Below are 20,109 nucleotides of genomic sequence, written 5' to 3'. Positions count from 1 at the left end.
AATATTATGAGGTTTAAATGAGTTAAATTTATAATTGATTTTTACAATATATAGATTTATAATTTAATAAATTGCATAAAATCTATTTTATGAATGATACAATTGCACCCAAAACCATAAGACAAGTATTTGTTTTATTATTAATATTAGTTATAGGTATTTTGATTTTTAAGGAAATGATGCCTTATTTATCGGGCGTTTTAGGTGCTATAACTGTGTATGTCTTGCTAAGAAAATGGATGATTATTTTAGTAAAAAGAAAATGGCATCCAGATGTAGCAGCAATATTTTTAATGTTGATATCATTTGTATGCATTTTATTACCGGTAACAGGTTTATTAATGATGTTAGGCAGTAAAATAGGAGATGCAGTTAAAAATTCAGCAGAAGTTACACAGGCCCTAAAAGATATATTTGGTAAAATTGAAAATAAATTTGGTTATGATTTAGCTGAAAAAATTAATGTGTCTGAAGTTTCTACTTGGGTTACAAGTAATTTAGAAGGTTTTGCAGGCGGAACATTTAATATTTTTATAGCAATTGGTATCATGTATTTTATGTTGTATTATATGTTTACCAATAGATCAGAACTTAGAAATTCTTTGTATCAATACATACCAATAAGTGATAAGAATTTAAAAATTATAGGAGAAGAATCTCAAGCAATGGTTCGTTCTAATGCAATTGGTATTCCGTTAGTTGCTATTGGTCAAGGTATAATTGCTTTAATTGGTTTTTTAATTTTTGAAATTAACGACCCTTTCTTTTGGTTTATAATTGTTACTGTAGGTTCTATGATTCCGTTTGTGGGAACTCTTATAGGAATCTTACCCGTTTTTATTTTAACAATTTCTACAGGTAACAATTTTGCAGCTTGGGGAATTCTAATTTATGGTTTAGTTGTAGTAGGTTCTACAGACAATATTATAAGGCTGTTTGTTTTAAAGAAATTAGATAATGTACATCCGTTAATTACATTAATTGGTGTTATTGTTGGTGTGCCTTTATTCGGATTTATTGGTTTAATTTTTGGACCATTACTAATAAGTTTATTCTTAGTGATAGTAAGAATTTATAGAAAAGAATTTGGTGCACAAAGATCAGAAGAAAATGTACTCTAAATAATTGGTAGTTTTTTGTTTTTCTTCTTGTTAATATAATGTCTTAAAACTCCGCCTTTAACACTATTTACATCAAACTCTACAATAAATGCATTTTCATCTAAATTTTGTACAATTCGATACATTTTTTTAATATCAATTCTATTGATTATAGAATGGATTATATCAAAATCTTCTGATTTGCCGTTGCTACCAAAACCAGAAGATCCTTTGTAAATTGTTAAACCTACACCCAATTCTTCTAAAATAGCTTTTTTAATAATTTTATGTTCTCTAGAAACTATTGTTACACCAATAAAATCTTCAAAGCCTTCTATTACGGTATCTGTAACTTTAGCAGCAATTATATATGTTAAAATAGAGTAGAGTGCAACTTCTACAGAAACCACAAAAGCTGTTATTGCGAATAGAATAATGTTAAAAAATAATACAATTTTACCGATGCTTATTCCGAATTTATCGTTTAAGTAAACACCCAAAATTTCAGATCCATCTAAAACAGAACCATTTCTTATCGCTATTCCAATACCAGAACCAACCAATAAACCACCAAATATTGAAATTAGCAGTTTATCGTTGGTAATAGTTTGAAAGTTCTCTAAATGAATAAACAAGGCTAAGCCTAAAATACTTATAATAGATTTGATTACAATTCTTTTCGAAACTGTAAAATAACCTAATATTAAAAAAGGTATACTGAATACTAACAATAGATAAGACATGTTAATGTCTACTTGCGTTCTTACTAAAAGTGCAATACCAGTTACACCACCATCTAGAAATCCGTTTGGTAATAAAAAGGCTTTCAAGCCCAAACTTGTTAAAACGATTCCAACAAATATTTGAAAATATTCTGATAGGTAAGTGGTTACATTTTTAATTGACATTATTTAGATTTTCTAGTACAAGCTAAAAGAGTGTTTTTTAATAACATTGCAATTGTCATAGGACCAACTCCACCAGGAACCGGCGTAATAAAATCAGATTTTTTAGAAACTTCTTCAAAAGCAACATCGCCAACCAATCTAAAACCACTTTTTTTAGTTGAATCTGCTAAACGTGTAATTCCTACATCAATCACAGTTACATTGTCTTTAACCATGTCTGCTTTTAAAAATTCTGGAATACCAATTGCAGCAATTACAATATCTGCTTGTAATGTAATTTCCTTTAAGTTTTTTGTTCTACTATGGCACATTGTAACAGTTGCATTACCAACTTTACGTTTTTGAGATAAAAGTATACTCATTGGACTACCAACAATATGGCTTCTTCCTAAAACAACTACATGTTTACCTGATGTTTCTACGTTGTATCTATCTAATAATTCTAAAATTCCGAAAGGAGTTGCAGAAATAAATGTTGGTAAGTTTAAAGCCATTTTACCAACGTTAGTTGGGTGAAATCCATCAACATCTTTTTCAGGATCTACTGCCATTAATATTTTTTGCTCGTCTATGTGTTTAGGTAATGGTAATTGTACAATAAAGCCATCAATATCATTATCTACATTTAAAACAGCAATTTCGTTAAGTAGTTCTTCTTCTGTAGTTTCTTCTGAAAGTCTAATTAATGTAGATTCAAAGCCAACACGTTCACATGCTTTTACTTTTGCATTTACATAAGTTATACTAGCACCGTCGTTACCTACAATTACCGCAGCTAAATGAGGCGTTTTATGGCCTTTGTCTTTTAAGTCTCTAACTTCTAAAGCAATTTCTTCTTTAATGTCTGCAGATGTCTTTTTTCCGTCTAATAAAATCATTGTTTTTTTAAAATATAAATATTGATAGTTATGTTAAAATTATTGAATTCTTTTAATATGGTATAGTCATTTTCTAAACTTTTTAATTCATCATCAGATAAATTAAAAACTGTGGCGTAAAAAACGTACTTGTTTTTTTATTAAATTTTTGAAAAGATCTTGTGTCTCCCTTAAAATCAACAAAATCTAATTTGGTTAAGTTAGGAAAAAACTAGCAACATCTTCGACATTAATATTTTCTTTATTTAAATAATTAATAGCTTCTAAGCGCAAAGAATGATAAGGAATGTGGGCTAAAGTAGCATCCCAACCTTGTGAGATTTCCTTTGGATAAATCCATAAATTACCGGTTACAAGACCAAGAAATAAGATACTGTACATAATTTTTTTCTAGTAAAAAAGAAAATAATTATTCTAAAAGATAATGTGATAAATACAATGTAAGAAACTATAAAATATCGATGCCCAATGGTGTTAGTAGATATTAATGAAACTAGAATAACAAAAAATACAGAAGAAATTGATAATAATAACAACTGTTTATTTTTAACAGAGTTTATTGTTTTTTTACCAAAAATAATGAATGAAATAATTAAAAATAAGAAAATAAAAATTTTACCAAAGTCTAAATATCTTTGTACTAAAATAAAACAGTTTTTAACAAACCATTTAATATCAACAAATTGCCATAAACTAGCCCAAGGAGAATTTGGATGAGTTTGCAACCAACCTTTAGTAATAAGTCTCCAAACCACAAAAGAGATGCCAGTTATATTGCCAAAAAAATAAATTAATAGGAATTTAAAATTTAATATAGAATTTATTTTCTCTCTTTGAATGTATAATTTATTCAGCACATCAAAAAGAAAAATTCCTGCAACTAACATCATACTTCTGTATGATATAATGCTTAAAAATATAAGACCAATAAATTTTAAGTAATCGTTTTTAAATAGAATCGAGTTTACAACTAAAAAAAGAAAAATAGAATAATTATTTCTGGATTAACAATAACAAAAGAGGTTGCTAAGCTTGGTTCTGCAATTATTAGAATAAATAAAAAGAAGTGCTTATTAGAAGCTTCTATAAAATAGGAAATAAATTTTCTAATTTGAAAAAAGAACCCAATAGTAAAAGGTAATATCAATAAATGAGAAACCCATAATTCATGACCAAAAATTTTCCGAAAATGGCTAATAAAAAACCTAAAAAAGGCGGATGACCAGGATCGAAACTAATAGGAATGTTCCAGTCGAATAAAGAGTTTTCATACAGATGATTACCCATTTTTGAAGCAAACAATACATTATCCCAAAACATTCCATTTTTAAAAGATAACAGAAATAGTAAGACACCAAAAGATATAAAGAAAAGGATTCTTTTATTTTTTGATTTGAATAACGTTTGCAAAAAAATGTACATTTATTAATTAAAAAAAGCTGCAAAATTGCAGCTTATATTTATTTTATTTCATTCCTTTCATCATTTGCATCATTTTTTTGCCACCACCACCTTGCATCATTTTCATCATCTTGCTCATTTGATTAAATTGCTTCATCAATTGATTTACTTCTGTAACCGATGTACCAGAACCTTTAGCTATTCTTTTCTTACGACTAGCATTAATAGTTGTTGGTGTGCTTCTTTCTGATGGTGTCATAGAATGTATAATTGCTTCAATACCTTTAAAAGCATCATCATCAATATCAATATCTTTCATTGCTTTACCAGCACCAGGAATCATACCCATAAGGTCTTTCATGCTTCCCATTTTCTTTATTTGCTGAATCTGATTTAAGAAATCATCAAAACCAAACTGATTTTTTGCAATTTTTTTCTGTAATTTTCTAGCTTCCTCTTCATCATATTGATCTTGAGCTCTTTCAACAAGAGAAATAACATCTCCCATTCCAAGAATTCTATCTGCCATTCTATCAGGATGAAAAACGTCTATAGCATCCATCTTCTCTCCAGTACCAATAAATTTAATTGGTTTGTCTACTACAGATTTAATTGATAACGCAGCTCCACCACGAGTATCACCATCTAACTTTGTAAGAACAACACCATCAAAATTTAAAATATCATTAAAGGCCTTTGCTGTATTAACTGCATCTTGCCCTGTCATAGAATCTACAACAAATAGCGTTTCTTGTGGCGTAATTGCTTTATGAATATTAGAGATCTCTGTCATCATTTCTTCATCAACAGCTAAACGACCAGCAGTATCGATAATTACAACATTTTTGCCATTAGCTTTGGCGTGTTGTATAGCGTTTTTAGAAATTTCTACAGGATTGTTATTACCAACTTCTGCATATACTTCTACACCAATTTGCTCACCAACTACTTGTAATTGGTTAATTGCTGCAGGTCTATAAACATCACAACCAACAAGAAGTACTTGTTTTGCTTTTTTTGTTTTTAAGAAGTTAGCTAATTTTCCGAGAAAAAGTTGTTTTACCAGAACCTTGTAAACCAGACATTAAAATTACGGTTGGTGATCCACCAAGGTTAACACCTACAGTTTCACCACCCATTAGTTCTGTTAGTTCATCTTTAACTAATTTAACCATTAATTGCCCAGGATTTAATGTAGTTAATACATCTTGTCCTATTGCTTTTGTTTGAACACTTTTAGTAAATTGTTTTGCAATTTTAAAGTTAACATCGGCATCTAATAACGCTCTTCTAACTTCTTTTAAAGTTTCTGCAACGTTTACTTCTGTAATTTTACCGTGTCCTTTAAGGGTGTGTAAGGCTTTATCTAATTTATCGCTTAAATTATTAAACATAATTTGTGTCTTTTTTTGGAAACACAAATATAATAAATTAACAAGAATTTTAAGAAAGTTATTAATGCCTTTTTTTACAAGTTTTTCTTTAAAAATAATGCGGTAAAAAAGTTTGTAAAATGTAAAAAAATAGAAATCAAGAAAAATATAATTGCTATTGTAAATAATAATGAACTATAATTGTATAAGTTTTTGTAATCTAAATTATTATATGTTTTTAGGGTTTTAAAATATTGAGAAATCATTAAGGTTACTAATGATGAAATTTGGGTAATTAAATGTAAAATAGTGAGCCATTTATTTGGTTTTTTGCCTGTCCATTTTAAAATATAATAATTAAAAGCAATTAATAAAAAATACACAGCAGATACATAGAACCAATAATTGATACTTATAGTCATGTAAATATCCATAAAATCGATATTTATAAGATTATTATTTACAATACCTAAGATGATGAACGAAATGCTAAACGCTAGAAATGTTAAGTATGGTTTATCTAAACAGTTTTTTAATAAAGATACTTTATAAGTTTTCATATTTTTCTGAAAGAATAGTAGTGTGATGTTCTAAATGATATGCAGACCACATAACAATTTCTCTAATAGTCATTTTACCCATTAAAGGATGTGGAATAACTAATCGGTCTAAATTTAAATCACTTTTTCTTCTAACTTTATTTTGAAGTTTTTTATTAGATAAAGACAATTTACGAAGTATTTTTTCTACTTTTTAAAGAAGGTTTTTTTAATTTACTATTAAATTTTCTCGCCTTATCTTCATTGCCTTTTAATTTATTTTGATAATTCTTAACAACCGTATCGTAATCTCTTGTTTCTCTGTTGCACAAACCAAATTTGTGTTTTAAAAAGAATCTCGGAAAGTTTAAAGCTTTGTTTAATAATTGAAAACTGTTAACCAGATGCAGAACATGCTGCCCAGTAGTCCATTTATCAGAAGGACCTTTTTCCCAAATTTCTTTGGGTTGTTTTTCTAACCAATCGATTAAAATATCATGATTAGTTTGTAACAATTCTATTATTTCTTTTTTATTCATTCAGAATAATTATATCAATAAATATACAAAATTTAAAGCATAAAAAAAGAGCTTTGCTAAAGCTCTTATATCATTAAAATGATTACAAATTATTTTTGTTTCGGAATAAATTCTAAAGCAACTCCGTTAATACAATGACGTTTTCCTGTGGTTTCTTGTGGCCCATCATCAAAAGAATGCCCTAAATGGCCACCACAAGTATTACATTTAAGTTCTGTTCTTGCATAACCAATTTTATAATCTACATCTAATTCTACGTTTCCTTTAACTGCTCTATCAAAAGATGGCCATCCTGTTCCAGAAATAAATTTATGTTTTGTTTCGTATAAAGGTGTTTTACATGCAGCACATACAAATGTTCCTGGCGTTTTTATTTTATTTAATTCACTAGAATGTGGTCTTTCTGTGCCTGCTTGCCTAAGCACATAATATTGCTGTTCTGTTAGTTCTTTTTTCCATTGTGCATCTGTTTTTGATATTTTGTACGTTTTGGTTTTATCAGATTTTTTCTGAGCATTACCAACACAACTAAAAAAAGAGAAAATAATAATTAATGAAAATATTTTATTCATGATGATTTTGTTTTTAAGTTTTTATTGAATTATTTTGTCGATATAGCTATCGAAAACTTACACAAATTTACTTTTTTTAAAATTCATTTTAAAGTGATTTTCTTTTTCAGTTAAGATTAAAACTGATATAGTTCAAATTCTAATAATAAAATTTATAAATTGCTATCGAAAATAAAATATTAGAATAAAAACAATCAAAAATGAAGAAAATAGCCATTTTATTATTTACTGTTATTCTTTTTTCAGAATGTAGTAAAGTTCCTATTACAGGTAGAAGTAGAGTTAATTTTGTAAGTGATTCACAAGTTTTACCTGCAAGTTTTGCACAATATCAAGGTTTTTTAGAAGAAAATAAACTTTCTACAAATAGAACCATGACTAATCAAGTAAAAAGTGTTGGTACAAATATTGCAGCTGCTGTAGATCGATTTATGAGAGCCAATAATATGACTAGTGAAGCAGAGGCTTATAGATGGGAATTTAATTTAGTAGAAGACAATACGGTAAACGCTTGGTGTATGCCAGGAGGAAAAGTGGTTTTTTATACTGGTATAATGCCAATTTGTAAAAATGTTGATGGAGTAGCAGCAGTTATGGGGCACGAGGTTGCACATGCATTTGCTAAACATGGTCAAGAAAGAATGTCTCAAGGACAATTACAACAAATCGGAGGATTAGCTGTGGCTTTAGGTACTTCTGGTAAAGATGCAAAAACACAACAATTATGGAATACTGCTTTTGGAATAGGTTCTGGTTTAGGAGTTTTAAAGTTTAGTAGAGTTCACGAACAAGAGGCAGATAGATTAGGATTGGTATTTATGATTATGGCTGGTTATGATGGTACAGAAGCTGCAGAAGTTTGGGTAAGAATGAGCCGAAATCCGGCGGAAGCTCTCAACCGGAAATTTTAAGTACACACCCTTCTAACGAATCTAGAATTCAAGATTTAAAAACGTATTTACCTACCGCAAGAAAGTATGCAGCTAAATTTAATGTAGCCGCAAAATAAAAATAATTTAAAAGGTAAAAACTTTTACTATATTGTATGCCGTTCAATACACATTGAACGGCATTTTTATTTAAAAAAACGATATGTTAAAAATAGGAGATAAAAAATTAATTAATGCTTGGGCTTTTTATGATTGGGCAAACTCTGTGTATTCTTTAGTTATTAGTACTGCTGTTTTCCCTTTATTTTATAGCGCCATAACAAAAGATGAAATTGTAACATTTTTAGGCATGAAATGGGATTACCCGGATACTTTATACAGTTACGCTTTATCTTTTTCTTTTTAGTTGTTGCATTTATGTCTCCAATTTTATCTGCTATTGCAGATTATACGGGTAACAAACTTAAGTTTATGAAATTCTTTTGTTGGCTTGGTGGTTTGTCTGTAATTTCTATGTATTTCTTTAAAGATTTAAACACCGCTTGGATAGGTATTATTTGTACAATTTTAGCAAGTATTGGTTTTTGGTCTAGTATTGTTTTTTACAATTCTTATTTACTGAAGTTGCGCATCCGGAACAACAAGATGCTGCAAGTGCTAAAGGTTTTATTCATGGTTATATTGGTTCTATAATTTTACTTTTAATTTGTTTAGGAATGATTTTAGCTCCTAATACTTTTGGTTTTGATACCAGTATTTCTGAGACTATATTATCTTCCGGTAACAGTTTAGAAATTGAAAAAGCTATAGAAGATGCTAAAAATGCAGCATCATTAAAGGCCATGAGAATATCTTTTGTTATGGTGGGCTTATGGTGGATTGGTTTTGCACAATTAACATTTAAAAAATTGCCAAACAATATTTACAATAGAAAACCAGAAAAGATTTTATTTGGAAGGGTTTTAAAGAACTAAAAAAAGTTTGGATAGAATTAAAAGGATATCCAACCTTAAGAAACTTTTTAATTGCTTTCTTTTTACTGAGTGTTGGTGTACAAACAATTATTTTATTAGCAACAATTTTTGGTTCATCAGAATTAGGTTTAGGTACTACAAATTTAATTGTAACGGTATTACTTATTCAGTTTGTTGCTATTTTAGGTGCTTGGGTTTTTTCTAACGTTTCTAAAAAATTAGGAAATTTTATGGCAATAAAAATCACTATTTTCATATGGATTTTAGTTTGTTTTTCTGCTTTTATGCTAGAAAAAGAATTAAAAAATGTAGAAATTTATTTTTATGCTTTAGGCGGATTATTAGGTTTGGTGTTAGGTGCAATTCAATCTTTAACAAGATCTACATATTCTAAACTTTTACCAAAAACTCAAGACAATGCAACGTATTTTAGTTTTTATGATGTTACAGAAAAGATAGCAATTGTATTAGGAACTTTTGTATTCGGATTCTTAATCTATTTAACAGACTCTATGCAGTGGAGTGTTCTTTCTTTGGCTTTGTTTTTTGTAGCTGCTTTAATTGTATTAAGTACTTTAAAAAGAACGGAACACGTTCATTAATTTTAGAATAAAATTATTTAAAAAAAGTGTCACTGTTTAGTGACACTTTTTTTATAAACACAAATGTTCAATTTAAATATGAACATTAATTCCTAAAACTACATTTCTACCTTGGTTAAATATTCCATCATTTTTTAATCGAGATAAATGATTGATATATTTTTTATTTAATAAATTATTAACGCTAAGTGAACCTGTAAATTTTACATTTCTTATAGAAACATCTCCACCTAAAGCAAAATTTAATAAATTATAATTGCTAGTTGGGGTTTCAAAAGAGCTTACATTTTCTTGAGAAAAAGTACTTTCTAATGTAATAGAAGTATAACCTTGCGTTAACCAGTCTTTATAATTAAATTCTGTTCTAAAGGTATTTCTCCAAGTATTAGCAGGTATTAGCGGTAAATAATCTCCATTTTTTTGTTTACCAATTACAGTTTCGAAAGTACTTTCTAAATGCAACCAATCTTGTGGATGCGGATGTAAATGGAAACCAAATTCACCACCATACAATTTTGCATTTTCTTGAATATACGTAAATACTTGTTCACCATCTTCAATTTCATCCGTAGGCGTTATAAATATATAATCGTTTAAATGATTGTAAAATCCGTTAGCAAATACCTCGAAATGTTCTGTTTTGTATTCTAAAGAAAGATCTAATTGTACATTTTTTTCATTTACCAAATCACTATTTCCTTTTTCAAATCTATTTGTACCATGATGCACTCCGTTAGAACTTAATTCTGCTAGGTTAGGAGCTCTAAATCCGAAGCAACATTTATTCTTGTTGTAATTTGATCTGATAATGAAGTTTTAAAACCTAAAGAAGTTGTAAAACTGTTGTAAGATTTATTTACAGCCTCAAAAACATGTATTTCATCATCATGAGCAACTTCATGTCTTTCTGAATCAATTTTTCTATTATCAAAGCGAATACCAGCTTGTAAAGTATTGTTATTCCATGTGTAATTTGCGGTTGTAAAAATTCCGAAGTCATTTACGGTAGCATTTGGTATTAAAATTTCTTCACCAAAATTAGTATTTGTTTGGTGTAAACCTTGTATGCCGGATAAAATTTCTAAGCTTCCAATCTTAGGGAAATGATATTTTGCATTGTAGGTAAATGTTTTTAATTTCATTCTTAAAGCAGCTTCTTCATTTTCTTCATCATGGTCTTTATCTGCGTGGTCATGATCGTGGTCGTCTTCATCTTCATCTTCCTCATGGTCATCGTGCTCTTCATGTTCTTCAAACTCTTGTCTATCATTAAAAGTATAACCTAAATCGATATCTAATTTAGAATCTCCAAAAAAGAAGTGGTTATGAGAGCTTATAATATGATTGTCTATTGTTTGAAACGGTTCTAATAAATCATTACTTGTTGACTGTAGACCGATTCCTTCTGTTAAACCTAAATTAGATTTGTTGTAATTGTATCTTAATTCTGATGTAAATTTATTTTTAGAATATGCAATTCCGCATTTAAAATCCTTTTCGTTAAAACGTGTATTTGTAACTCTTTTATCTGTAGGTATTTTATAATCTGCATGATTTGCATAAGTTCCTCTTGCTAAAAACTTCCAATTTTCTAAAGAACTTTTAACTCCTACCGATGTATTTGTTCCTAAAGTATTATTAAAGTAACGCTGATTGATATTAACTTTTGTTTTATTTGAAGAAGCAAATTTTTCTGGATTTAGATATAAAACACCACCTAATGCATCAGAACCATAAAGTAAAGATGCAGCACCTTTAATTACTTCTACAGAACCAATACCGGCATCATTAATACCTAAACCGTGTTCGCCACCAAATTGCTGATTTTCTAAACGAATACCTTGTGTGTAAACCAAAACTCTGTTACCGCTTAAACCTCTAATAACAGGTTTACCAATAGAATTTCCGGTAGAGATTTGAGAAACTCCTGCAATATTTACAATTCCTTCGGATAATGTTGTAGCTCCTAATTTTTGCAATTTATTTGCAGAAAGTCTTTCAACTTTCATCACATTTTCTGATTGCAATTTATTAAAAGGAGTAGAAACAATAATTTCGTCTATTTCATAAAATGTTTCAACTAATTGTAAATTAATTTCTAGGTTGTTATCGTTTAAATCTACATTTTTAGATACAGTTTTATAACCTAAATAAGTAAATGTTAATTTAATTTTTCCGTTTGGGATGTTTTTTAATTTATAAAAACCATCATTATTAGTTATAGTTCCTTTGTGAATTTCTTGTGCATGAATTTCTACACCAATTAGTGCATTGTTATTAGTGTCTGTAATTTTTCCTGAAATGCTATTTTGAGCATTCACAGATATAAATGCCGTTAAAAATAGCAGTTTTAAATATGATTTCATTGTAATGTATTTACTATTAAATAGAAGATTTTCCTAGAAAATTATATTGAAAAATAATTAGTAGGGTATAGGTATATAGTTCTAAATAGTAAATTTAGGTGGTGCTCTAGAAGATTTTTTAGAAATTTTTACTTCTTTAAATCTAATTTTTTTTGATATAAAATTACTTTTGTATATTTCTATGTTTGTTAATTCGAATGAATTAAAAGTAAAGTTAAATGTTATTAATTGTTTGTGCAGTTCATCACAATTTAAAGAATCTTGATGTAAGTGTTGCTCTACTTTTGATGAACAAACCACATGGTCATGATTTTCTAGCGCGTGGGTTATTTGTATTGATGCAGGAAACATCAATACGAACAAAAATAAAAAACTGATATGTTGTTTAAAACCTTTGATAAAATTACTTTTTTCTAATTTTTAAATTCAGCATTTCTACTCCTAAAGAAAAAGCAATCGCAAAGTACAAATATCCTTTAGGAATAGCTCCTACAGTTTTGTTAAAAATTTCTGTATGCGATAAATGTGCAGCTTCTGTAATAAGCATAAAGCCAATTAAAATTAAAAAGAAAGCGCCAACATTTGAATTGTTGGATTTTTATTTACGAAATTACTTATTGGTTTAGAAAAAATCATCATAATAAGAATCGAGACAATTACTGCAATAATCATAATTATAAGTGCACCTTCGATTCCGTTAGTCATACCAACTGCGGTAAGAATACTATCAAAAGAAAAAACAATATCTATTAATATTATTTGAATAATTACACTAGAAAAAGAAATTACTTTTGGTGATTTTAGTACTTCATCTTCGTTTGTGTTTTCTACTTTTTGTCTTATTTCTTTTGTGCTTTTGTATAATAGAAATAATCCACCTAAAAATAAAATTATACTTTGACCAGTAATACCTGTTTTAAACCAATCGATATCTATTTTTAAAAAAGGATCTTTTAAAGCAATTAAATAAGATACACCAAATAGCAAAATGATTCTCGTAATCATTGCTAAGGCCAAACCTAAAATTGTTGCTTTTCTTACTTGATTTTCTGGTAATTTGTTGGCAGATATTGATATAAATATAATATTATCTATACCTAAAATTATTTCTAAAAACGTTAATGTTAGTAGTGCTACCCAAGTATCTGCATTTAGAAATATTTCCATGTTATTTTATTTTATAAATAGTACCGTCGGTTAAAAATTTACTGAATCCTATTTTAGCAGAAAAATCGTAAGAACTGTCTTTAATCTTAGTTATTTGCACATAAATAGCATCTTTGTCTAACTGCTTTTTTGGTGATTTCATTTTTAAAGAATAGAAAAAATTACTTTTCCATTTAATGTATAAAGTATCTATATGTTTAATTCTTTTTTCTGTGGTTAAACTATCTGCAGAAATACTTACAATTTTATCGTACTCTTCTATTTGCAAACTATCGATTCTAGTAATTTTAGTTTTACTATAACCGTCTCCGGCAGGAATTTCGAAAACACCTTGTTTAAATCTATCCGGATCACCTTTTTCAGCTTTACAAGAAGCTAATATTAGAAAAAAAGACAAGAAAAAAGAGACAAAACAATGCCTTTATTTCTTTTAAAAATAAATGTTGAAACCTCTTTTTTCTCTATCTTTTTTTCTGTTTTTATCATTTTAAATACCTGTATAATTTGTTGGTGTTATTGCTTTTAATTCGTTTTTAATTTCATCAGAAACTTCTAACGTATCTATAAAATTCGCAATAGAATTTTGATTTATTTTTTCGTTTGTTCTAGTTAATCCTTTTAAAGCTTCATAAGGATTAGGATATGCTTCTCTTCTTAAAATTGTTTGTATTGCTTCTGCAACAACAGCCCAATTATTTTCTAAATCTTGCTCGAACTTTTCTTTGTTTAATAACAATTTATTTAAACCTTTTAAAGTAGATGTAAATGCGATAATGGTATGACCAAAAGGTACACCAACATTACGTAAAACTGTACTATCTGTTAAATCTCTTTGTAGTCTAGAAATTGGTAATTTTGCAGAAAGATGTTCGAAAATAGCATTAGCCAAACCTAAATTTCCTTCAGAATTTTCGAAGTCGATTGGGTTAACTTTATGTGGCATTGCAGAAGAACCTACTTCACCAGCTTTAATTTTTTGCTTAAAATAATCCATAGAAACATAGGTCCGTAAATCTCTGTCTAAATCTATAATTACTGTATTGATACGTTTTAAAGTATCAAACAAAGCAGCCATATGGTCGTAGTGTTCTATTTGAGTTGTTGGAAAAGAATGCTGTAAACCTAGTTTTTCTTGTACAAAAGTAGTTCCAAATTCTTTCCAATCTATTGTAGGATAAGCAACTTTATGTGCATTATAATTACCTGTTGCGCCACCAAATTTAGCTGCACTTGGTATATCATTTAACAAATTGAATTGTTCTTTTAAACGAACCACAAAAACTTCTATTTCTTTTCCTAATCTTGTAGGAGAAGCTGGTTGACCATGAGTTCTTGCCAACATAGAAATATCTGCCCATTCTGTAACCAATTCTTGTAGTTTTTCTAAAACTTCAAAATATTGAGGTACATAAACATCATTCATTGCTTCTTTTATAGAAAGCGGAACAGCAGTATTATTAATATCTTGAGACGTCAATCCGAAGTGGATAAATTCTTTAAATTCTTGTAAATTTAAAGCATCAAATTTTTCTTTGATAAAATATTCTACAGCTTTTACATCATGGTTTGTAATGCTTTCGATATCTTTAATTTTCTGCGCATCTTCAGCTGTAAATTCTGTATAAATTTTACGTAATTCTTCAAAAAGAGAAGTATCAAAACTTTCTAATTGTGGTAAAGGAATTTCGCATAAAGCGATAAAATATTCTATTTCTACGCGAACTCTATATTTAATTAAAGCTTCTTCAGAAAAATAGTTTGCAAGTTTATCAATTTTACCTCTATAACGACCATCAATAGGTGAGATGGCATTTAATTTTGTTAAGTTCATTTTTTAGTTATGTTGTTAATTGCAAAAATAGGTAATTTAACAGATTTATAAACTCGATTTTTGATGTTTTTCTATCATTGCTAAAATGTGATTACCGCGAGCTTTACAGCCTTTGCTTTCGTGTATAATTTTTGTTTGTATTAAATGTTTTAATTCAGGATGAATCCACTCTTTTTCTAAGCCAAAAAAGTATAAAGTATTCATTGTATAAGCTCTAACCGCAATTTTTTGTGGTGTAATTAACCAATCAAATCCTGTTTCAACGATGTTGTCTATATGTTTTTTGGTTAATGTTTTTTGAACATCATTTTCTTTTTTTGCATAATTAGCAGTAGCCAAATGTTCACAAATTTTAGCACAAGGTCTTATAGCGCTATCAAATTTTACATTGTAAATTTCAGTTGTAAAAGTATCTAAATGTGGTAAAATCCAGTTTATGTGATTATGTGTGCAAATCCATTCTAAAATCCAAGCAGCTTTAATAGATGTTTTATCATCAACATTAAAAGTAATAGTTATCAAATCTTTAAATAAATCTGGATTATCTAATACAATATTTGCAACTCTTTGGCGGTTATCTCTTTTTGGATTTGCCATATTATTAAGTTGCTCAGTTATATAAAGTAAATTTGAATTTGGCACTATTAATGTATATTTGTTTTAAAAATTTTGTTTAAATGATAAATATAAAAAGACTGTTTTTGATTTTATGCTTTTTCTCTTGTTTTTTAACAACTGAAAGAATCAATGCTCAAAAAATAAATCAGTTTGATGCGAATAAGAAAAGAACTGGTGTTTGGAAAAATATTATCCTAATAAGCGTGTGCGTTATACTGGCCAGTTTAAAAACGGAAAAGAAGTTGGTGTTTTTAAGTTTTACGACATAAGAACTTCTGAGCATCCTGTTATCATAAAAACATTTTTTGAGGATTCTGATTCTCTTTTTGTTCAATTTTACACTTTAAAAGGAAAGATTAAAACTGAAGGCGTTTTAAATGATAGAAAAAGAGTAGGGAATTGGCAATATTTTTATCCTGACGGAACTTTAATGTCTGAAGAAAATTATAAAAATGGAAAACTCGATGGCGAACAGTTGGTATATTATCCTAACGGACAAGTCACTGAATTTGCTACTTATAAAAACGGATTGTTAGATGGTGTAACTAGTAAATATTCTAGTAAAGGAGTTTTAATTGAAGAAGTTACATATAAAGAAGGTAAACCAAACGGATTAGCAAAATATTTTGAATTGAATGGTAATCTTAAAGAAACCGGAACTTATAAAAATGGTGTTCGAGTTGGTAAATGGGAATATTATTTAGACGGAGAACTTGCTACAGATTTAGAAAAAAGAAAAAAGTACGTTTACACGAAAAAAAGACAATTAATAGATAACATAAATTAATATATCTATCAATTTTTTCAATCTTTAAAAACCATTTCTAATTCGTACATTTGCAAACTCAAAAATAGATAATGAAAAGAGTAGTTGTTGGTCTTTCCGGTGGTGTAGATTCTAGTGTTACTGCACATTTATTAAAAGAACAAGGTTACGAAGTTATTGGGCTTTTTATGAAAAATTGGCACGATGATTCTGTAACTATTTCTAATGAGTGCCCATGGTTAGAAGATAGTAATGATGCAATGATTGTTGCAGAAAAGTTAGGTATTCCGTTTCAAGTGGTAGATTTAAGCGAACAATATAAAGAGCGTATTGTGGATTATATGTTCGATGAATATTCTAAAGGAAGAACACCAAACCCGGACGTACTTTGTAATAGAGAAATTAAGTTTGATGTTTTTATGGACATTGCCTTAAAGTTAGGTGCAGATTATGTTGCAACGGGTCATTATTGCAGAAAAGGAGAAGAAATTATGAACGGTAAATCTGTTTATAAATTATTAGCTGGTAAAGATAATAACAAAGATCAATCTTACTTTTTGTGTCAATTATCGCAAGAGCAATTAACAAAAGCTTTATTTCCAATAGGAGAATTAACAAAACCTCAAGTTAGAGAAATTGCCAAAGAAGCAGATTTAATTACTGCAGAAAAGAAAGATTCGCAAGGTTTGTGTTTTATTGGTAAAGTTAGATTACCGAGTTTTTACAGCAAAAATTGCAACCTAAAACTGGTGAAATTGTTACAATTCCTTCAGATTTTGAACAATACACAAAACCAACACCAGAATTTGAAAATAAAGAAGCAGCTTTAAAGTATTATGCTACTAAGTTTTCTTATCATAAAAACGATGGTAAAGTTGTTGGTAAACACCAAGGAGCTCACTATTTTACAAAAGGACAACGTAAAGGTTTAAATGTTGGCGGAACAAAAGAGGCTTTGTATGTTATTGAAACGGATGTAAATGAAAATGTTATTTACACAGGTGAAGGTAAAAACCATCAAGGGTTATATAGAAATGTGTTGTTTGTTTCTAATGAAGAAATTCATTGGATTCGTGAAGATTTAACGCTTAAAGCCGGCGAAACTTTAGACGTCGAAGCTAGAATAAGATACAGACAGGCTTTAGAAAAAGCCACTTTACATAAAGTTGAAACAGGTATGTATGTAGAATTTGAAAATAAACAATCTGCAATACAAGAAGGACAATTTGTTGCTTGGTATTTAGACGAAGAATTGCTCGGGTCCGAGTAATTTCGTAAGCTTTAAATTTATAAAATCATAAAAAAGTAGTAATTTCGAAAACATGAAAAAATTACTACTTTTTTGTTTGCAATTACTTTTTCTCAAGCAAAGGCTCAAGAAGATGCTTGGTTGTTTTTAAAAGATAAACCTAGTGCAGAAACATATTTAGAAAACCCGCTTCTAATGTTATCTCAAAGAGCATTAGATAGAAGAAATAAACTAAATATAGCGGTTGGTTTAATTGATGTTCCTTTAGAAAACACATATTTAGAAACACTAAAAACTACTAATGGTATAACAGTTTTAGGTGCTTCTAAATGGTTAAATGCAGTTCATATTCAAGCTACACAAAGTGATATTGAAAATGCTAAACAAAATTTAAGTTTTATAGATTATATAGAATATGCCAATAAATCTTTAAATCAAGCGGCAAGAAAGGGTAAGAAAATCAAACAAAATCATCAGAATAAATTTAATAATTCTATGACTGATTTTACCTACGGAAGTACTAAAAATCAAATTGAAATGTTAAAAGGTGATTTTTTACATGGAATTAATTTAACCGCAAAAAACCAAATTATAGCAGTTATTGACGCTGGTTTTCCAAACGTAAATACATTACAGGCATTTCAAAGATTAAGAGATAATAATAAGATTTTAGGAGGTTATGATTTTGTAGAAAGAAGTACAAATTTTTATTCGGGTCATAATCATGGTACAAATGTACTTTCTACAATTGGTGGTTATATAGAAAATGAATTTGTTGGTTCAGCGCCAGATGCTTCATTCTACTTATTTAGAACAGAAAATGTCGCTGTAGAAGTTCCGTTAGAAGAAACATTATGGGTAGAGGCAGCAGAAAGAGCAGATAGTTTAGGTGTTGATGTAATAAACACATCTTTGGGGTATTCTACTTTTGATAATCCAGATTACAGTTATAATTATAATGATATGGATGGAAAAACTACATTTATATCTAGAGGAGCAGAAATTGCTGCAAACCGCGGAATTTTAGTTGTTAATTCTGCCGGAAATTCGGTACTGATTCTTGGAAATATATTACTGCACCTGCAGATGCTGTATCTGTAATTACTGTAGGTTCTGTAGATAGTAACGGAAATATATCCGGTTTTAGTTCTTTTGGACCAACTTCTGATGGAAGAATTAAACCAGAAATTTTAGCGCAGGGTACTGCATCGGCTATTATTAATCATACAGATAATTCTGTTTCAAGCGCTAGTGGTACTTCTTTTTCTGCTCCAATAATGGCAGGTTTAATAGCTTGTTTAAATGATACAGGAAATATAATTTTTAAAACGTCAAATAAAAAGGATCAAGCAAAACAATTAAACAATCGAATTCAAAAGTTAAAACAGTCTATAATAGAATCTGCTGATAAATTTAATAATCCAACAGATCAGCATGGTTACGGTATTCCTAATTTTGAAACTGCTTACAATAGTTTTTTAGTAAGCTTATCCACAGAAAATTATTCAATAAATGATATAGAAGTTTATCCAAATCCGGTTTTAAATGAGCTTAATATTACTATTGATAATCTTCATTTAAATGAAACTAAAGTTTCAGTTTATACAATTCTTGGTAAAAAGATTTTAACCTTTGAAAATAAAAAAAATATAGATGTTTCATCTTTAAAATCAGGGGTGTATTTGTTGAAAATTAAAAATGGGACTTCTTTAAAATCTCTTAAATTTATTAAAAAATAATGATCAAGTACATTAAAAAATTATTACTATTATTATTTATTCTATGTTATGCAAAGTCGAATGCTCAAAAAGATTCGATTGTTACTTTTTACGATAACAAATTTAATGTAGTTGAAAATAAATCTAAAGCATACTTTTTTGAAATTTTAACAAAAGTTACTGATTCTCTTTGGCTAAGTAGAAGATATAAGAAAAATGGAAAGATATTCCATTATGTGCACTATAAATCCAAGAATAAAAAGATTAAAATTGGTCAAGCTTTAACTATAAACAGTAATGGTAAAACTGTAGGATTAATGTATTTTAATCATAAAGGTGAAATACATGGAATGCATAAGCAATGGTTTGATAATGGTAATTTAAGTCTCGAAGGAAGATATTTCAATAATAAAAAAGAAGGTCTTTTTAAAGTTTATCATTTCAATTCTAAAATAGCTGGTAAAGCGATTTTTAAAAATGATACTTTAACTCGTGAAATTTATTATGATATTAAAGGTAATGTTGTTAATAAAGAAGATGTTGTTTGTAGACAAAAAGCTGAGTTTAAAGGAGGTGAAAAAGCTTTCAAAAAAAGTTAAGAGAATTAAAAGATAAGTT

At 28.5% G+C, this 20,109-nt stretch carries 21 protein-coding genes and 4 pseudogenes; 9 read left to right on the top strand and 16 right to left on the bottom strand.

Annotated elements, in window-relative coordinates; all coding sequences use genetic code 11:
* The first annotated feature begins 89 nt into the window (after nucleotides 1-89).
* On the top strand, nucleotides 90-1,121 hold the full coding sequence (locus ACZ1HD_RS09355; protein WP_472687286.1) for an AI-2E family transporter: 1,032 nt from the start codon (nucleotides 90-92) through the stop codon (nucleotides 1,119-1,121).
* Here the strand turns inward: ACZ1HD_RS09355 and ACZ1HD_RS09350 are convergent.
* The 3 genes from ACZ1HD_RS09350 to ACZ1HD_RS09340 all read right to left on the bottom strand — a co-directional run bounded on the left by ACZ1HD_RS09350 (nucleotide 1,118) and on the right by ACZ1HD_RS09340 (nucleotide 3,267).
* Nucleotides 1,118-2,008 carry a YitT family protein gene (locus tag ACZ1HD_RS09350; RefSeq protein WP_472687285.1) on the bottom strand — a complete coding sequence of 297 codons (891 nt, stop codon included), beginning with the start codon at nucleotides 2,006-2,008 and terminating at the stop codon, nucleotides 1,118-1,120. The genes ACZ1HD_RS09355 and ACZ1HD_RS09350 overlap by 4 nt on opposite strands.
* Nucleotides 2,008-2,886: a bifunctional methylenetetrahydrofolate dehydrogenase/methenyltetrahydrofolate cyclohydrolase FolD gene (folD, locus tag ACZ1HD_RS09345; RefSeq protein ID WP_472687284.1), complete on the bottom strand. Its 879-nt coding sequence runs from the start codon at nucleotides 2,884-2,886 to the stop codon at nucleotides 2,008-2,010. The genes ACZ1HD_RS09350 and folD overlap by 1 nt, the downstream gene beginning before the upstream one ends.
* A gap of 195 nt (nucleotides 2,887-3,081) precedes the next feature.
* A complete protein-coding gene (locus tag ACZ1HD_RS09340) occupies nucleotides 3,082-3,267 on the bottom strand; it encodes a hypothetical protein (protein WP_472687283.1) in 186 nt (61 codons plus the stop codon).
* 87 nt (nucleotides 3,268-3,354) lie between these two features.
* Here ACZ1HD_RS09340 and ACZ1HD_RS09335 point away from each other — a divergent pair, with 87 nt between their 5' ends.
* Nucleotides 3,355-3,603, top strand: a complete 249-nt coding sequence (locus ACZ1HD_RS09335; RefSeq protein ID WP_472687282.1) for a hypothetical protein — start codon at nucleotides 3,355-3,357, stop codon at nucleotides 3,601-3,603.
* A 426-nt stretch (nucleotides 3,604-4,029) separates the two neighbouring features.
* Here the strand turns inward: ACZ1HD_RS09335 and ACZ1HD_RS09330 are convergent, their stop codons facing one another.
* The 6 genes and pseudogenes from ACZ1HD_RS09330 to msrB all read right to left on the bottom strand — a co-directional run bounded on the left by ACZ1HD_RS09330 (nucleotide 4,030) and on the right by msrB (nucleotide 7,310).
* Nucleotides 4,030-4,206 carry a hypothetical protein gene (locus ACZ1HD_RS09330; protein ID WP_472687281.1) on the bottom strand — a complete coding sequence of 59 codons (177 nt, stop codon included), beginning with the start codon at nucleotides 4,204-4,206 and terminating at the stop codon, nucleotides 4,030-4,032.
* A 145-nt stretch (nucleotides 4,207-4,351) separates the two neighbouring features.
* Nucleotides 4,352-5,681: pseudogene (gene ffh, locus ACZ1HD_RS09325) on the bottom strand (signal recognition particle protein).
* 74 nt (nucleotides 5,682-5,755) lie between these two features.
* The gene (locus ACZ1HD_RS09320) at nucleotides 5,756-6,220 is read right to left on the bottom strand and encodes a hypothetical protein (protein WP_340933610.1); all 465 of its coding nucleotides are present in this window, start codon (nucleotides 6,218-6,220) and stop codon (nucleotides 5,756-5,758) included.
* Nucleotides 6,207-6,389 (bottom strand): hypothetical protein, encoded by a 183-nt coding sequence (locus ACZ1HD_RS09315; protein WP_472687280.1) that lies wholly within the window; start codon nucleotides 6,387-6,389, stop codon nucleotides 6,207-6,209. Before ACZ1HD_RS09315 ends, ACZ1HD_RS09320 begins: the two co-directional genes overlap by 14 nt.
* Before the next feature lies 1 nt (nucleotide 6,390).
* Entirely contained in the window at nucleotides 6,391-6,738 is a 348-nt protein-coding gene (locus tag ACZ1HD_RS09310) for a hypothetical protein (RefSeq protein WP_472687279.1), read from the bottom strand.
* Between the two features lie 89 nt (nucleotides 6,739-6,827).
* Nucleotides 6,828-7,310, bottom strand: coding sequence for a peptide-methionine (R)-S-oxide reductase MsrB (gene msrB / locus ACZ1HD_RS09305; RefSeq protein ID WP_472687278.1), 483 nt, complete (start codon nucleotides 7,308-7,310; stop codon nucleotides 6,828-6,830).
* A 200-nt stretch (nucleotides 7,311-7,510) separates the two neighbouring features.
* On the opposite strand from msrB, the gene ACZ1HD_RS09300 reads away from it, so the two are divergent.
* Together ACZ1HD_RS09300 and ACZ1HD_RS09295 are read left to right on the top strand one after the other, a co-directional pair.
* On the top strand, nucleotides 7,511-8,221 hold the full coding sequence (locus ACZ1HD_RS09300; RefSeq protein ID WP_472687277.1) for a M48 family metallopeptidase: 711 nt from the start codon (nucleotides 7,511-7,513) through the stop codon (nucleotides 8,219-8,221).
* A 181-nt stretch (nucleotides 8,222-8,402) separates the two neighbouring features.
* A pseudogene (locus ACZ1HD_RS09295) lies at nucleotides 8,403-9,776 on the top strand (MFS transporter).
* A 72-nt stretch (nucleotides 9,777-9,848) separates the two neighbouring features.
* Here the strand turns inward: ACZ1HD_RS09295 and ACZ1HD_RS09290 are convergent.
* The 7 genes and pseudogenes from ACZ1HD_RS09290 to ACZ1HD_RS09260 form a co-directional block, all read right to left on the bottom strand.
* A complete protein-coding gene (locus tag ACZ1HD_RS09290) occupies nucleotides 9,849-10,583 on the bottom strand; it encodes a TonB-dependent receptor (RefSeq protein ID WP_472689321.1) in 735 nt (244 codons plus the stop codon).
* Nucleotides 10,526-12,142, bottom strand: a complete 1,617-nt coding sequence (locus tag ACZ1HD_RS09285; protein WP_472687276.1) for a TonB-dependent receptor — start codon at nucleotides 12,140-12,142, stop codon at nucleotides 10,526-10,528. Before ACZ1HD_RS09285 ends, ACZ1HD_RS09290 begins: the two co-directional genes overlap by 58 nt.
* Before the next feature lie 81 nt (nucleotides 12,143-12,223).
* Entirely contained in the window at nucleotides 12,224-12,442 is a 219-nt protein-coding gene (locus ACZ1HD_RS09280) for a hypothetical protein (RefSeq protein ID WP_472687275.1), read from the bottom strand.
* A gap of 103 nt (nucleotides 12,443-12,545) precedes the next feature.
* A pseudogene (locus tag ACZ1HD_RS09275) lies at nucleotides 12,546-13,309 on the bottom strand (TerC family protein).
* A gap of 1 nt (nucleotide 13,310) precedes the next feature.
* Nucleotides 13,311-13,706, bottom strand: coding sequence for a hypothetical protein (locus ACZ1HD_RS09270; RefSeq protein WP_472687274.1), 396 nt, complete (start codon nucleotides 13,704-13,706; stop codon nucleotides 13,311-13,313).
* 90 nt (nucleotides 13,707-13,796) lie between these two features.
* The gene (gene purB, locus ACZ1HD_RS09265; RefSeq protein WP_472687273.1) at nucleotides 13,797-15,140 is read right to left on the bottom strand and encodes an adenylosuccinate lyase; all 1,344 of its coding nucleotides are present in this window, start codon (nucleotides 15,138-15,140) and stop codon (nucleotides 13,797-13,799) included.
* A 45-nt stretch (nucleotides 15,141-15,185) separates the two neighbouring features.
* Entirely contained in the window at nucleotides 15,186-15,737 is a 552-nt protein-coding gene (locus tag ACZ1HD_RS09260; RefSeq protein WP_472687272.1) for an adenylosuccinate lyase, read from the bottom strand.
* A 199-nt stretch (nucleotides 15,738-15,936) separates the two neighbouring features.
* On the opposite strand from ACZ1HD_RS09260, the gene ACZ1HD_RS09255 reads away from it, so the two are divergent.
* The 5 genes and pseudogenes from ACZ1HD_RS09255 to ACZ1HD_RS09235 all read left to right on the top strand — a co-directional run bounded on the left by ACZ1HD_RS09255 (nucleotide 15,937) and on the right by ACZ1HD_RS09235 (nucleotide 20,090).
* Nucleotides 15,937-16,545: a toxin-antitoxin system YwqK family antitoxin gene (locus ACZ1HD_RS09255; RefSeq protein WP_472687271.1), complete on the top strand. Its 609-nt coding sequence runs from the start codon at nucleotides 15,937-15,939 to the stop codon at nucleotides 16,543-16,545.
* Nucleotides 16,546-16,616: 71 nt separating this feature from the next.
* Nucleotides 16,617-17,794: pseudogene (mnmA, locus tag ACZ1HD_RS09250) on the top strand (tRNA 2-thiouridine(34) synthase MnmA).
* Between the two features lie 72 nt (nucleotides 17,795-17,866).
* Nucleotides 17,867-18,874 (top strand): S8 family serine peptidase, encoded by a 1,008-nt coding sequence (locus ACZ1HD_RS09245; protein ID WP_472687270.1) that lies wholly within the window; start codon nucleotides 17,867-17,869, stop codon nucleotides 18,872-18,874.
* Entirely contained in the window at nucleotides 18,844-19,512 is a 669-nt protein-coding gene (locus tag ACZ1HD_RS09240; RefSeq protein WP_472689320.1) for a T9SS type A sorting domain-containing protein, read from the top strand. Before ACZ1HD_RS09245 ends, ACZ1HD_RS09240 begins: the two co-directional genes overlap by 31 nt.
* Nucleotides 19,512-20,090, top strand: a complete 579-nt coding sequence (locus ACZ1HD_RS09235) for a toxin-antitoxin system YwqK family antitoxin (RefSeq protein ID WP_472687269.1) — start codon at nucleotides 19,512-19,514, stop codon at nucleotides 20,088-20,090. The genes ACZ1HD_RS09240 and ACZ1HD_RS09235 overlap by 1 nt, the downstream gene beginning before the upstream one ends.
* Nucleotides 20,091-20,109: the final 19 nt, after the last annotated feature.

The sequence above is a fragment of the Polaribacter sp. HA6-7 genome, from assembly GCF_055693625.1.
Note: the sequence above shows the minus strand (reverse complement) of the source record. Positions and strands in the feature narration are given on the sequence as shown.